This window comes from Butyricimonas paravirosa (assembly GCF_032878955.1).
Taxonomy (GTDB): domain Bacteria; phylum Bacteroidota; class Bacteroidia; order Bacteroidales; family Marinifilaceae; genus Butyricimonas; species Butyricimonas paravirosa.
On the sequence record NZ_CP043839.1, the window covers coordinates 2,225,908 to 2,241,886 of the forward strand.

The following is a 15,979-nucleotide window of genomic DNA, read 5'->3' on the forward strand; positions in this document are numbered from 1 at the left end:
AAAATGGGTTAGGTTGGGAGAGTACATCGAGCAATTCAGGCAAAAATGTGCCAATAATGATGCGATTGTTTCCGGGGTTGATATTAATAAGCAATTCATTCCAACAAGAGCAAATTTAGAAGGGACTGATATATCTGGGTATTATCTTGTACCTCCAACTTTTTTTGCTTGTAATCTTATGCATATTGGACGTGATGAAAGAATCCCAATAGCTTATAATAATACAAGCACAAACCTTGTGGTTACATCGGCTTATTATGTATTCCATGTCAAGAAAGATAAGTGTGATGAGATTTTGAATGAATATTTATATATAATATTTTGCAATAAAGAAATAGACCGTTTAACATGGTTCTATACAGATAATTCCATTCGAGGTAACCTGCGCGAAGATCGTTTCCTTGATATTGAAATTCCGTTGCCATCTCCTGACGAACAGCAGAAGGTGGTGAATGCATGGAAAGCACTTCGGGAAATCAAAGAACAAAACGAGGCTAAGGCTGTTCCACTTATGCAAATTTGTCAAAGTTATATACACAAGGCAAAAAAGAATAATGTAGATAAGTATCGTATTGGTAATGCGATAAAAATTGTAGATACGATAAATAAAGAAGGGTATTCCTATGAGGTTTTGGGGTTGAATAATAATAAAACATTTATGCCAACAGTAGCCTCAATAGACACTATAAATACAAGCAAATATAAGGTTATTAGAAAAGGTGAGTTTGCATTTAGTGGTATGCAGACAGGCAGAGATAAATGTATTCGTATAGCATTGTATGATAAAGATCTTCCGGCTCTAATATCTCCTGCTTATACAATTTTCGCTCTTGATGAAAATGAACCAATTCTTCCAGAGTATTTCATGATGATATTCAAAAATCCGGAAATGGATAGATTAGGTTGGTTTTACAGTGATTCAAGTGTAAGAGCAAATTTGGATTGGAACAGATTTATTGATATTGAAATACCGAAACTTTCTATTGAGTTACAACGTGCAATCGTCAATATCTACAAATGCGCTAACGAAGCCAAACAAATAGCCGAAGAAGCAAACAGACTTTCTCGTGAGATTTGTTCTGCATTGCTTCAACATATCATACATTCTTAAATAGCAGCGGTCATGGCAAATAAAGGGAAATATTATGAAAGTCAATTCGAAGAAGCAACTATCGCTCTTCTGCGAGAGGCACATTGGCAATATACATTCGGTGATGACATTCACAGGAAATATACCGACCCACTCATCGAAGAGGATCTTAGAAATTTTCTTGCCACTCAATACAAAAACAAGAAATTGACGGTTGCCGAAATTGACGGTATTGTCGCCAATCTACGCAATACAGGCGGGCAAAATGACTATTACGCTCTTCGGAATGCTTTTTTGCTATATCGTGATGGTTACGACTTTACATACAGCGATGGGCGGAATAATCCATTCCGCCTGGAATATATCGACTTCGAGCATCCCGACCATAATATTTTCCGTTGCGTCAATCAGTTTGTCATGGAGCAAGGTCGTGAGAACCGTCGCCCCGACATTTTGCTTTTCATAAACGGCATACCCGTCTGCATCATTGAACTGAAAAATCCGACCAAGCAGAATGCCACCATACGCGATGCTCATACGCAAATTTGCATTCGTTATACGCGAGATATTCCGACATTGCTGAAATATTGCGCATTGGCAGTAATCAGCGATGGTGCAAAGAACGCTTTGGGTACAACCTACACGCCATTTGAATTTTTCTACGAATGGAAAAAGATTGAGAATGAAGACAAAGCCGGAAAAGGACTTGACACACTTCGTACGCTCATTCGTGGAGCGCTTTCACCGGAACGTATATTGGAGATATTACGGGACTATGTCTATTTCCCCGATCCGGTAAAAGAAGACGACACGACTGAAATCGTATGCCGCTATCCGCAGTTCTTTGCTACACGCAAACTGCGAGACCACATCCTGAACCATTTACGTTCTATCGGAGGTGATGGCAAGGGTGGGACATATTTCGGAGCCACAGGGTGTGGGAAAACCTATACCATGTTGTTCCTTGCCCGCCAACTGGCTTTGCGATGCAGAAAACAACTAGGTAGCCCGACTATTCTCATCATAGTGGATCGGGAGGATTTGGAGACACAAAGCGGAAAACTGTTCTGTCGTTCGAAGCAATATCTTGAGGATGAAGCAGTAAAAGTCTTCGAGACAAGGCAAAAACTTGCAGAAGAGATGAGTATGCGCAAGACCGGAGGTGTTTATATTACTACCATCCAAAAATTCGCAGAAACTACAGGATTGCTGACAGAACGTTCCAATGTTATCTGTTTGAGTGACGAGGCTCACCGTTCCCAAAACAATATCGGCTCGAAACTGTCCATACAAACCGAAGGAGAGGCCGGTAAGATCGGAGCGAAAATCACATACGGCTTTGCAAAATACTTGCGGGATGCGTTGCCAAATGCTACATACGTAGGTTTTACCGGAACACCTATTGATGAAACCATACATGTATTTGGAAAGGTAGTAGATCAATATACGATGAAAGAATCGGAGGATGACGGAATCACCGTCCCAATCAAATATGACCCTCGATTGGCTCGCGTGTTCCTTAATAAAGAACAAGCAGAGAAAGTAGAAGAGTATTATCGTCTATGTTCGGACGAGGGTGCAACACCGGAGAATATTGCCAAGAGCAAGGCCGCCATGTCAAGCATGGAGATGATTATCGGTGATGAAGATGTCCTGCACCGTGTTGCAAAAGACATTATCGAAGATTATAAGCGTCGGACTGAGACAACAGACCGTTTGCAAAAGGCTATGATTACTTGCGCTGACCGCAAGATTGCATTCAGACTGTATAAAATCATGCGAGAGATGCAGCCTGACTGGTTCAAGAAAAAGAAAGCATTGAACGAACTTGTATTGACAGCAGACGAAAAGAACAAACTGAACGACATCGCATTTGTCAATATGGTTATGACCAGAGATAAGGATGATGAAAAGGAACTTTACAATCTGCTTGGAGACAAGGAATATCGTAAATTTCTTGATACGGAGTTCAAATCGGAAAAGTCAAATTTCCATATTTCCATCAATGTAGATATGTGGATCACCGGATTCGATGTACCTTGTTTAACAATGCTTTATAACGACAAACCATTATCGAAACATTCGCTTATTCAGACCATTTCGCGTGTCAATCGTAAATTCGGCACAAAAGAATGTGGTTTTATTATCGACTACATAGGCATCCGCGAAGAGATGAAGAAGGCCATGAAAAAATATGGTGGAGAAGTCGGACCACAAGAAGATTTGGAGGTTGCACATGAAGTATTGCAGAACGAACTGCAACTTTTGCAAGAGCGATTGTCTGGAGTAGCATTTGACCGTTTTTTCGGGAACAATGACCTTGCCCGCCTTCAGTTTATTCAGGAAGCTGCTGAACATATCCTTGCAAACAGTGTTGAACGGAAAGGAGAGGTTTCCTTCCTCAAACTTTTCAAGGAACATGTCAAACGCCTGCGCTCAGCTTATAATATCTGTAACCCAGCCGGCATTCTGACTGAAGAGGAGGTTGCATGGAGCCAATGTTTCATGGGCATCTGCTCATACGTAAACAAAATGACCACTACAGAGCACGACACGGAAAGCATGAACAGGTATGTGGAACAGATGGTTCAGGAAGCAATTCTTGCAAGCGGCGTGGAACGAGTAATGAATGAAGGTGTTGAAGAAAATATTTTCAGTGACTCGTTTGCCAAAGAGGTGGATGAAATAAAAATGCCGTTCACCAAGTTCCAGATTCTCTGTAAACTTGTCGCCAAAGCCATCAGAGCATACAACCGGACAAACAAGATACAGGCCGAACATTTCCAGAAAATGCTTGAAGATACAATAGATGCCTATAACACACGGGACAGGTTGACATTTACCAATGATGTGACACAGAACGTCGTGGACGATGTATATGACATTGTTTCATACAAAATCAACGGGCTGTCGAACAAATTGATGAACATTCTGAAAGAACTTAAGGCTGATAGTGAGAAATTCAAGGAATTGGGTATCACTTTCGAAGAAAAAGCATTCTTTGATGTCCTTGTTGAAGTTCGAGATAAACACGGTTTTGAATATGCGGATAAACGTTGTATTGAGTTGGCAAAGAAAATCAAGACTCTGATTGATGATACCGCTGTTTATGCCGATTGGTTGAATAACGACAACCTGAAAAATAAGCTCGCTAGTCAACTCACCTACCTTCTCTACAAAGAGGATTATCCTCCTCAATGGGATGAAGAGGTCTTTCAAAAAGTATTGGAGCAGGTAGAAAATTATAAGAAGAATAATTAGTAACATTGCAATTATTGTTCATTGTGTCCATTGAGATTGATATGAAACTATTGAAAGAAGCCATATCACGTGCTAATAATTTGATAGATGAGATTATTAATGATGTAGAATGTTCTATTGTGCCAGACTTTCTATGAAACGGATAACTTTCCTATCTCAAATTTACAGGAACGAATAATATATTACTTTTAGTTATACCATCTGAATATTTCTTATTTCCAAGATTCATATATTTGAGAGAATTTTGCACCGAACAAATAACTAAAGATTATGAGCAAAATTCAACTGAACAAAAATCAAAAGGAAGTACTTTTCATCGTAGCTTTATTTCTTGTACCATTTCTTGATCCGGGCTTTGCCCTTTTACTAGGTCTAATTTTATCGCTGACTATCGGTCACCCGTTCTTGGCAATTAATAGCCGGATCACCCATATACTTCTCCAAATTTCCGTTGTAGGACTAGGTTTCGGCATGAACGTGGAACAAGCCATCGAAGCCGGGAAAACAGGAATCCTGTTCACCATATTTTCCATTGTCGTTACCATCGGTTTGGGATTGTTCTTTACCAGCAAACTAAGAGTCAACCGGGACACCGGATTCCTCGTTTCCGGGGGAACCGCCATCTGCGGGGGAAGTGCCATTGCCGCCTTGGCTCCTGTCATTAAAGCCAAAGACAAGGACATCACCGTGGCCATGGGAACCATTTTCATGCTTAACGCCGTGGCACTATTCATCTTCCCAATAATCGGACGCTGGCTGGAAATGGACGATCATCAATTCGGATACTGGTGCGCTATTGCCATCCACGACACGAGTTCCGTGGTCGGTGCGGCCAAAACATACAGCAACGAGGCTTTGGCTATCGCTACCACAACCAAACTGATCCGGGCACTTTGGATCATTCCGGTTTCATTGATCGCCGCCTTCTTCTATAATAAAGGAACAAACACCAAATCAAAAATATCCATTCCTTACTTTATTTTCTTCTACATTGTCGCCATGATCATCGCTACCTACACGCCGCAATGGGGGCATTTCTACACTCAGATTGTGGGATTCGCTAAAGTCGGAATGTTATTCACGCTATTCCTTATCGGTGCCGGACTCTCTAAAGATACCATCAAACAAGTAGGTTTCAAACCGATCCTGTTAGGCATCATCCTTTGGATTTGCATCAGCACACTATCGGCTAGCGTGATCATGTTACTATGATGGGGGTATAAAGTTCATAAGGTTTATAAGGTTCATAAAGTCAAAGCGTCCTTACAGGACGCTTTGTCTATTGCAGCTAGAACAACCATTAAACACGGTTCGAAGGACTCCCGTCACTTTACAAACCTTATAAACTTTACGAACCTTATGAACCAAAATAATTTTTTTTTAAATCTTTTAAAAATAAGTAATACAGATAGTATATATATTTGGGAACGTATTGAAAATCATATCAAAATTATCTAACGAAAATTTTTATGACAATGCGTGCAAATTATCTTAATCTATTACTGGTACTGCTGATGGGTGTTCTTCCCATACAATTGCAGGCCTCGGAATCCGACAAAAATGTGATTCTGTACACTCCCTACACGAAAATCGCTGTTCCACCGGGAGAATCTGTAAACTACAGTATTGACGTTATCAACAACTACGATGTAGTTAAAAACGTGAACTTATCCGTGAAAGGACTGCCACGAGGCTGGAATTACGAACTAAAGGCCGGCACGTGGACCATCAGTGAACTTGCGGTCCTACCCCACGAGAAAAAGAACGTTTCGCTAAAAGTGGACATCCCGCTAAAAGTCAACAAAGGGACTTACCGTTTCACGGTTGTTGCAGAGGGACTTGGAGAACTCCCCATCGCGATCACGGTCTCCAAACAGGGTACCTACCAAACCGATTTTACCACGAATCAACCCAACATGCAGGGGAACTCCAAATCCTCGTTTACCTTCAATGCCACGCTGAAAAACCAAACAGCAGAACAACAGCTCTATGCGCTGATGGCACAAGCTCCCAGAGGCTGGAACGTGGTCTTCAAGGCAAACTACAAGCAAGCCACATCGGCCCAAGTTGAACCGAATGCCACACAGAGCATCACGATTGACATTAACCCTCCGGCCAACGTTGAAGCTGGAAGTTACAAAATTCCGGTACGAGCAACGACAAGCACCACCTCTGCCGAGCTGGAGCTGGAAGTTGTGATCACGGGAACCTACCAGATGGAACTGACAACACCCCGTGGCCTGCTCAGCAGCGAGATCACCGCGGGAGATAACAAGAATATAGATTTAATTGTCCGGAATACCGGATCGGCAGAACTAAAGGACATCCAGCTATCTGCCAACAAACCGGTTGACTGGGAAGTAACCTTCGAACCGGCAAAAATCAATCGCTTGAAAGCAGGTGAAACCGCTAACGTCACGGCCACGGTAAAAGCATCCAAAAAAGCTCTTCCGGGAGATTACGTGACTAAAATATCTGCCAAAACCCCGGAAGTAAACTCCTCGGCAGATTTCAGAATTGCGGTGAGAACACCCATGATCTGGGGTTGGATGGGCGTACTGGTCATCCTTGTCGCCTTGGGATGCGTGTACTACCTGTTCCGCAAATATGGAAGGAGGTAGATCATGAGCGAGCCTATCATCGAACTTCATGAACTGACGAAAAAGTACGGGAAATTCACCGCTGTTGATCACGTAAATCTATCCGTCCGGAAAGGGGAAATATTCGGGATTCTCGGCCCGAACGGGGCCGGCAAATCCACGACAATCCTAATGATGCTCGGATTGACGGATCCGACTTCCGGAACGGTACAGGTCTGCGGGATCAATTCAACCCGGAACCCGATACAGGTACGGGAAAAGGTGGGTTACCTGCCGGAAGACGTCGGATTCTATGATGACATGACAGGTATCGAAAACCTGTTGTACACGGCCCGCCTGAACCGGATCCCGGAAGCGGATGCAAGAACCAAGGCCAAGGAATTGCTCGAACGGGTAGGGCTACCGGTTGACACACAGAAGAAAGCCGGGAAATACTCCCGGGGTATGCGCCAACGTCTCGGACTGGCGGATGTGCTGATCAAGCAACCGGAAGTGATTATCCTTGACGAACCGACATCCGGTATTGACCCGGCAGGGGTTCAGGAATTCATGGATTTGATCCGGCAGTTAAGAGAAGAAAACGGGCTGACCGTGCTATTCTCTTCCCATCATCTGGATCAAGTTCAGCAAATCTGTGACCGGGTAGGCCTGTTCGGGGGAGGTAAACTCTTGGCAGAGGTCAACGTCAACGAGTTACAAAACGAGGAACACGGGCTCGAAAATATGTATAACCGTTATTTCGGAGGAGGAAAAAGCCATGAATAAAATACAAAGTCCGTTCTGGGTTATTGTCCGTAAAGAAGTCGCCGACCATGTCAGAAGCTGGAAATTCATTATCCTGATAGCCATTATCGCGCTGACTTGCATGGGTTCCCTCTACACGGCATTAACCAATATCGGAGCAGCCATCAAACCCAATGATCCCGACGGTTCATTTTTGTTTTTGAAACTATTCACCGTATCCGACGGCACCCTGCCCTCGTTCGTGATCTTCATTAACTTTCTCGGACCGTTATTAGGCATCGCGCTCGGGTTTGATGCCATCAATTCCGAACAAAGTAAAGGAACGCTTAGCCGCATCCTGTCCCAACCCATTCATCGGGATTACCTGATCAACGCCAAATTCGTGGGAGCCTTGATCGTTATCGGGAGCATGTTACTAGCCCTGGCACTTCTGGTTATGGGATTCGGGCTAATAGCGATAGGAATACCGCCGACAGCGGAAGAGTTTTTACGCATTATAGCCTTTGTGGTGGTTAGTATTATTTACGTGGCTTTCTGGCTGAACTTATCCATTTTCTTTTCGATAAAGTTCAAACAGGCCGCCACCTCGGCTCTAGCATGCGTGGCCGTATGGTTATTCTTCAGCGTCTTTTACAACATGATTATCAACTTGGTCGGTAAAGCCATCAGCCCCTCGGCCATGGCTAGCGCCTACCAAGTCATCAGTTATCAGAAATTCATGCTCAACCTGTTGCGTTTTGCCCCGAGCATGCTCTTCAACGAGGCAACCACGACACTACTGATGCCCTCGGTTCGTAGCTTGGGCCCCTTGACCATGGAACAGGTTCATGGGGCAATCCCCAGCCCGCTACCACTGGGACAAAGTTTAATGGTTGTCTGGCCGCAACTCACGGGACTGATTGCTGCCACCGTCATCTGTTTCGCACTCTCGTATGGTTCTTTCATGAGAAAGGAGATCAGATCCCGATAATGCAAGAGGTGTGTCAAAAGACTTTTGACACACCTCTAGTTTGTAAAGTTATAAAGTTGAACCTTCGGTTCTAAAAGTTCATAACGTCCGTTAACTTTAGCGGTTAGCTTTGTCGACGGCAGCCAGAGCTGCCGCTAAACATTGTTCGAAGGCCTCTATTAACTTTACAAACCTTATGAACTTTATAGACTTTACAAACTTTCTCCCCTCGAATTTGTGAATTCGTAAAAACCACATTATCTTCGCACGACGATAAAAAACGAGTATGATTAAAACTTTTATACTGGCAGTTCAAACTGCACCTACAAACAACGCTGGAATGAATCTATGGGATATGGTCGTGATGGGCGGCTGGTTGATGATCCCCATATTTATATTGTCTGTTATCATTATCTACATTGCTTGCGAAAGATTCTGGCTTATCCGCAAAACAGGGCTAACGGATGTCCCTTTCATGGAAAAAATACAAGAAATTTTGAAAACCGGAAACACACGTGTCGCACTCGAAGAATGTGAAAAAGAAGGCTCTCCACTGGCACACACTATCGCCAAGGGGATCAAAATAAGCAACGAAGACCCGCAAGAAATTCGCCAGGCCATGGAAGACACGGCCAATTACGAGGTCGCCAACTTGGAACGAGGTCTTCCGACCTTAGCCACTTGTGCCGGAACCGCTCCCATGATCGGATTCTTGGGAACCGTGGTCGGGATGGTACAATCTTTTTACGATATGTCCATGGCCGGAAACAGCATCGACATCGGTCTTCTCTCCCGGGGTATCTACACCGCCATGATCACCACCGTGGCCGGGTTGATCGTCGGAATCATCGGCCAACTGGCCTACAACTTTTTGGTTGCCCGTGTTGACAAAATCGTTTTCCGCATGGAACACTACTCCTCTGAACTTATCGAATACCTCCGTCCCAAAAAATAATTTTCAATTATTTCGTCATGGCAATAAAACGTAAAAGCAAGATCAACCCGAATTTCAACATGTCGTCCATGACCGACATATTCTTCCTATTGTTGCTATTCTTCATGATATCCTCGACGTTGATCAATCCCAACGCATTGAAATTATTATTACCCAAAAGCACGAATCAAACTTCGGACAAACCTGTCACGGTCGTGTCTATCGACAAAAACTACACGTTCTACCTGAACGAAAAAGTAATCCCTTTCTCCATGCTGGAGCGCCGACTCGTGGAAGAACTACGGGAATTGGAAGATCCGTGTATCTCTCTTCAAGCAGATAAATCTGTTCCCTTGGAACAAATCGTGAAAGTGATGAATATCGCCAAAGATCACAACTACCGCCTTATCCTAAGCACGGAACCCGAATAGCCTCTAAAAATTCATACTACCGGATTAACACAGAACAGGTTCACGAAAAAAAATAATCGTGTAGCTGAAACCTATCGTCCTAGTCGGCGTATACAACCTCACAAGTGAGCAAAACTTGACATTCATCGCTTGTAATGATTATCTCGTTGTAGATAAATATATTAGCAACAATTGTTAAACTAAAACTAACACAGTATGAAACGTTTATTATTTTTATCATTCATCGGGCTGTTTGCACAGTTTCTGGTATCATGCTATCCCGGAGGCGCTGACAACGTGGAGGAGATGGACGTTGCCATAACGAATTATGACAAAAATGCGGACTTCACCAAGTACACCACATTCTCGCTCCCCGACACTATTGTTTATTTCGTGGCAAAAGGAGAAACTCCGAACCACGAATTCGATGCCCAAATCTTACAACTGGTAAAAGACAATTTTACCCAACTCGGATACTCGTACATCGAACCGACTAGCGAGGAGGATCAACAACCGAGTTTCATTGTCACCGTATCAGCTTTCTCTAACGTGAACTACTATTATGGCTCTGACTACTGGTATAACTACTGGGGTTGGTATCCGGGCTGGAACTGGATCTGGGGTCCGACATGGGGTCCGGGCTGGGGTCCTTCATACCCGTGGTACCCGGTAACGGTATACTCTTACAGAAGTGGTTCCATCGTGATTGACATGATTGCAACCAACCAAGAAGCCAGCTCAACCAAGAAAGTTCCTGTACTCTGGAGCGGTATCGCCGACGGTTTGCTACAAGGATCAAAACAATCTATTATTGACAGAATGGAAACAACGATTGACCAGTGTTTCATCCAGTCACCATACTTGAAAAAATAGTAGGATAGATCATTAATTGTCAATTTTAAATTTAAACGATTATGAGAAAGTTATTAATTATATCGCTCATACTATTCGGGCTTAGCCCATTAGTAAAAGGACAAATGCTGAACTTAAACTACCAGATGTCTGTTCCACTTGGAAAAATGAATGATTACGCCGGCAAAATGAGTTTCCGGGGTATGGATCTTGAATACCATCATTTCCTAAACGAGAAATTCTCTATCGGGGGTATGATCGGTTGGAACACGTTCTACAAGGACAAAGGTAAATTAACGGGAGACTTCCTTTTCAAAGGCAGTAAAGATATACACACGATCACCGGTTATCAATACCGTTACATCAACACGGTACCCATCATGGTGATGGGACGTTACTGGCTGACAGATCAAAACACCATGTTCAGACCTTACCTAGGACTCGGATTAGGTACCAGTTGGACAGAACTAAAAACCGATCTGGGACAATTCACTGCCACGAACGCAAGATGGCAATTCGCTTTCGCACCCGAAATAGGTACCATTATCCCCGTCAATGACCAATTTGCATTCAACATCGGGGCTAAATACACCTACGGAACCAAATCCGGGAAAGTGGAAGCCATGCAAAACTTCACGATCAGTGTCGGTATCGTCTTTATGGGAAATTAAACAGGTTAAACAACTAGGTAATCAATAGGGGAATGGAGCCGTGGCAATGTCACGGCTCCATTTACTTTAATCTCCATTTTCCTGACAACAAAAAGTGTTTCGTTTTGAACCAAACCCGTGCGGGTATGGCTATGGACAAAATAAGTTCTATTAGCTTATTTTACACCAGTTATTTGGAATACACACAAAACGAAAAAGGATATGAGAATTAAAGAAAATTATTATTTGGTATTAATCGGATTCGTGCTAATGATCTCTTCCTGCAAGAACGAGACATCGCAACCGATAAGCAAGGAGTACGCAACCCTTGTCGTAAAAGACAGTAGTAAAACCCTATCAACATCCTACTCCGCAACGATCCGAGGAAAACAAGATGTCAGTATTTATGCAGAAATATCGGGCAAAATCACCGATATTAAAGTCACGGAAGGACAAAGGGTCAAGAAAGGACAGATTCTATTCGTTATAGACCAGGTACCCTATAATGCAGCCCTGGGAGTGGCAGAAGCCAATTACGCGGCAGCAAAAGTCGGGGTCGCCTCCGCCCGTTTAGACTATGACAACACGAAGGAGTTATACGACAACCAAGTTGTATCCGATTATGAACTCCAAACGGCCTTAAACCAGTTACACACGGCAGAGGCAACTCTGGCACAAATGGAGGCATCTCGAGTCAACGCAGCAAACAACCTTTCCTACACGGAAATCAAAAGTCCATCAGACGGGGTGATCGGTACGATTCCCTATCGCCAGGGAACACTCGTTAGTTCAACGATGTCCGAACCGTTAACAACCGTGTCCGACAACTCAGAAATGTACGTATATTTTTCCATCAACGAAAACAACCTGCTTAACATGGCACGGGAGTACGGAACTCTGGAAAAAGCACTGGAACAAATGCCCGATATTCAACTCAAATTGAGCGACGGAACCCTGTACAACCAAACCGGACGGGTGGCCAGTATCAGCGGTGTCATCAACGAGAACACGGGAACGGCATCCCTACGGGCAGTCTTCCCCAACCCGGACCGACTTCTTCATAGCGGGGCAAACGGGAGCGTGGTTATCCCCGAAACTTACACCGATATTATTCTAATTCCACAAGAAGCGACCTTCGAGTTACAAGACAAGGTTTTCGTTTACAAGATTATTGACGGCAAAACCAAGTCAACACAAATTACCGTTTCTTCCACCAATGACGGTAAAGAATACATCGTACTCGACGGGTTAAAAGTCGGGGATGAAATTATTGCATCCGGTGCCGGACTGCTCAAAGATGGAGTCCAAGTGAAAAGTGTAAACACCACGTCTCCTGAAAAATAAAAGAAGCCATGAAAGAAAATAGATTTATACAACGCCCCGTACTGGCTATTTGTATATCCATAGCCATCGTATTCTTGGGGTTACTGGCATTGCAATCCCTGTCAGTAGAAAAGTTCCCGGACATCGCTCCGCCTACAGTTCATGTCTCCGCATCCTACATGGGGGCAAGCGCGGAAACCGTCCAGAAAGCCGTGATCGTCCCCCTGGAAGAAACGATCAACGGGGTGGAAAACATGACCTACATGGAATCCTCCGCATCATCAGGTTCCGCCAGTATCAACATTTACTTCAAACAAGGAACAGATCCCGATCAGGCAGCCGTGAACGTGCAGAACCGGGTATCAGAAGCACAAGGACAACTACCGAGTGAGGTCACCAAAGTAGGTATCACGGTCGGGAAAAGACAGATCAGTACTCTTGCCATTCTAGGTATATACAGCCCGGATGACTCATTCGACGAGTCATTCATTACAAACTACATCAATATCAATATTGCCCCACAGATACAGCGTATCGAAGGCGTCGGGGAAGTCCGGAGCATGGGAGCCACGTACAGTATACGAATCTGGTTAAACCCGGAAACGATGGCCCACTACAAACTTGTCCCGGCAGACATCACGGCCGTGCTGGATGAACAGAACATTGAAGCCTCCATGGGTTCTTTCGGAGAAAACTCTGACAATGTATTCACGTACACGCTGAAATACAGGGGACGTTACCAGACCCCGGAAGAATTCGGTGAACTGGTGGTACGTTCCACCGCAGACGGAGAAGTCCTAAGGTTAAAAGATGTCGCCGAAATCGAATTGGGAGACCAGAGTTACAGTTATGCCGGAGGGATCAGCGGACACCACGGAGTGACCATGATGATCAACCAGACTGCCGGTTCCAACGCCACGGAAATCAACTCTCAAATAGAAACATTACTGGAAGAATTATCAGAATCGTTCCCCGCGGGACTTGATTACCTATATCTCCAGAATACCAATGATTTCCTTTTTGCCTCTATCGGTGAAGTTGTCAAAACATTGCTGGAAGCCATTGTTCTCGTCGTACTGGTAGTATTTTTCTTCCTTCACGACTATAAACTAACCTTAATACCCACACTTTCACTCCTCGTATCCCTTATCGGAACTTTTGCTTTCATCTACTTGATGGGATTCAGCTTGAACCTACTCACGTTGTTTGCCTTGGTACTGGTGATCGGAACAGTTGTCGACGACGCCATTGTCGTCGTTGAGGCCGTACAGACTCAAATGGATTCGGGAGAAACAAACTCTGCCACTGCAACAAGTCACGCCATGCATGACATCACGGCAGCAGTCATCACGTCCACGATCGTATTCATGGCTGTATTCATCCCCGTATCCTTCATAAGCGGGACAAGCGGAACATTCTACAAACAATTCGGTCTGACAATGGCCGTTGCCGTTGCAATCTCTGCCGTCAACGCCCTGTCATTAAGTCCGGCACTAAGCGCACTATTACTTCAACGGAAATCCAAAGACCGCAAACTGACCACCCTCGTCAAAAAAGCATACAGTATTTCCTATCTGGCACTGTACAACAAATACCAATCCGGATTGCGCCTCATGTTCAAACGGAAATGGATTGCCGGAATAGCACTCGCTTGTTCCATTGTCCTTGCCGTTCTCCTGATGAATAACACGAAAACCGGTTTAATTCCCGATGAAGACACGGGTACCTTGTTCGTTTCCGTCAGCACCGCACCCGGAAGTAATATGCAATTCACGATAGGGGTCATGGACCAGATTGAAAAGATTGTTCTGTCCTATCCCGAGATAAAAGCCTATTCCAGAGTAGTAGGCCATAGCATGACAGGTGGTTCCGGTTCATCCAGCGGGATGCTTATTATCCAGCTCAAGGATTGGTCCGAACGGAAAGGTGACGAACATTCCTCCACGGCAATCATGAATCGGCTCAACCGGGATATGCAACAAGTTACAGAGGCCTCGGTCTTCGTCATGGCTCCAAGTATGATTGACGGATACGGTACGGGTAATGCCGTGGAACTCTACCTGCAGGACAAGAAAGGCGGGGAAATCAATGATTTCTATGATGTTGCCCAAAACTTTCTCAGCGCACTGAACCAACGCCCGGAAGTCATGTCCGCTTTCAGCTCCTTCAGAGTGGATTACGTACAATACGTGGTGGACGTGGATGCAGCAAAATGTAAGCGGGCCGGGATCTCCCCCTCCGATATACTGGATGTCATTTCCGGGTACTACGGTGGAATCTATGCCTCCAACATCATTCGTTTCTCAAAAGTATACCGGGTCATCCTCCAAGCCAGCCCGGAATATCGGCTGGACACACATTCCCTAGACAACATCTATTTCAAAAACGGGGATGAAATGGCCCCGGTCAGCCAATATGTAACACTAACCAAAACCTCCGGTCCGGAAAGTCTGAGCCGCTTTAACCTGTTCAACTGTATCTCGGCCAACGTAACCATGGCCAACGGATACAGTTCAGGAGACATCATCAACGCCATCAAAGAAGTGGCACAAAATACATTGCCGGAAGGATACGGCTACGAGTTCGGAAGTTCCTCCCGTGAACAAAGCCAATCAGATAATACAGTATTTATCCTTATCGTTTGTGTAGTATTCATCTATCTGTTACTTTGTTCTCTCTACGAGAGTTTCTTTGTCCCGTTTGCCGTTATCCTCTCCGTGCCTTTCGGAATCCTGGGATGTTTCATCGCGGCACAGGTATTCGATGTTGAAAACAACATTTACCTGCAAACAGGTATGATCATGATCATCGGTCTGCTGGCAAAAACAGCCATCCTGATCACGGAATATGCAGCCCAGCGTCGACAAACCGGAATGAGTATTGAAGATGCGGCATTCGACGCTGCCAAAGTCCGCCTGCGTCCCATCTTGATGACCGTACTTACCATGATCTTCGGTATGTTGCCCCTGCTCTACGCCAGTGGTGCGGGAGCTAATGGGAATCGTACTTTGGGAGCCGGAGTTGTCGGGGGCATGATCATCGGAACAATAGCCTTGCTATTCATCGTTCCTCCCCTTTTCATCATCATGCAAAGACTTCAGGAAAAATACGGTTTTATCATTCACAAAAAGAAAGAAGAACGTTATGAATAAAATAATTATTTACA

General features: G+C 44.4%; 12 protein-coding genes. All 12 read left to right on the forward strand.

Annotated features, from left to right (window positions below; genetic code table 11):
* Positions 1–13: 13 nt before the first annotated feature.
* The 12 genes from F1644_RS09325 (at position 14) to F1644_RS09380 (ending at position 15,965) form a co-directional block, all read left to right on the forward strand.
* Positions 14–1,111 (forward strand): restriction endonuclease subunit S, encoded by a 1,098-nt coding sequence (locus tag F1644_RS09325; RefSeq protein ID WP_168044546.1) that lies wholly within the window; start codon positions 14–16, stop codon positions 1,109–1,111.
* A gap of 12 nt (positions 1,112–1,123) precedes the next feature.
* Positions 1,124–4,351, forward strand: a complete 3,228-nt coding sequence (locus F1644_RS09330) for a type I restriction endonuclease subunit R (RefSeq protein WP_168044545.1) — start codon at positions 1,124–1,126, stop codon at positions 4,349–4,351.
* Positions 4,352–4,621: 270 nt separating this feature from the next.
* On the forward strand, positions 4,622–5,563 hold the full coding sequence (locus tag F1644_RS09335) for a YeiH family protein (RefSeq protein WP_168044544.1): 942 nt from the start codon (positions 4,622–4,624) through the stop codon (positions 5,561–5,563).
* A 263-nt stretch (positions 5,564–5,826) separates the two neighbouring features.
* Positions 5,827–6,972, forward strand: coding sequence for a COG1470 family protein (locus F1644_RS09340; RefSeq protein ID WP_168044543.1), 1,146 nt, complete (start codon positions 5,827–5,829; stop codon positions 6,970–6,972).
* A gap of 3 nt (positions 6,973–6,975) precedes the next feature.
* Positions 6,976–7,716, forward strand: coding sequence for an ABC transporter ATP-binding protein (locus tag F1644_RS09345; RefSeq protein ID WP_087422534.1), 741 nt, complete (start codon positions 6,976–6,978; stop codon positions 7,714–7,716).
* On the forward strand, positions 7,709–8,665 hold the full coding sequence (locus F1644_RS09350) for an ABC transporter permease (RefSeq protein ID WP_087422533.1): 957 nt from the start codon (positions 7,709–7,711) through the stop codon (positions 8,663–8,665). Before F1644_RS09345 ends, F1644_RS09350 begins: the two co-directional genes overlap by 8 nt.
* Before the next feature lie 265 nt (positions 8,666–8,930).
* Complete coding sequence (locus F1644_RS09355; protein ID WP_168044542.1) at positions 8,931–9,599, forward strand: MotA/TolQ/ExbB proton channel family protein; 669 nt, start codon at positions 8,931–8,933, stop codon at positions 9,597–9,599.
* 17 nt (positions 9,600–9,616) lie between these two features.
* On the forward strand, positions 9,617–10,009 hold the full coding sequence (locus tag F1644_RS09360) for an ExbD/TolR family protein (protein WP_027201730.1): 393 nt from the start codon (positions 9,617–9,619) through the stop codon (positions 10,007–10,009).
* Positions 10,010–10,204: 195 nt separating this feature from the next.
* Positions 10,205–10,861: a DUF4136 domain-containing protein gene (locus F1644_RS09365; RefSeq protein ID WP_027201729.1), complete on the forward strand. Its 657-nt coding sequence runs from the start codon at positions 10,205–10,207 to the stop codon at positions 10,859–10,861.
* 41 nt (positions 10,862–10,902) lie between these two features.
* Positions 10,903–11,511, forward strand: a complete 609-nt coding sequence (locus tag F1644_RS09370) for an outer membrane beta-barrel protein (protein ID WP_087422527.1) — start codon at positions 10,903–10,905, stop codon at positions 11,509–11,511.
* Between the two features lie 201 nt (positions 11,512–11,712).
* A complete protein-coding gene (locus F1644_RS09375) occupies positions 11,713–12,834 on the forward strand; it encodes an efflux RND transporter periplasmic adaptor subunit (RefSeq protein WP_168044541.1) in 1,122 nt (373 codons plus the stop codon).
* Positions 12,835–12,842: 8 nt separating this feature from the next.
* Positions 12,843–15,965 carry an efflux RND transporter permease subunit gene (locus F1644_RS09380; protein WP_118305108.1) on the forward strand — a complete coding sequence of 1,041 codons (3,123 nt, stop codon included), beginning with the start codon at positions 12,843–12,845 and terminating at the stop codon, positions 15,963–15,965.
* Positions 15,966–15,979 lie beyond the last annotated feature (14 nt).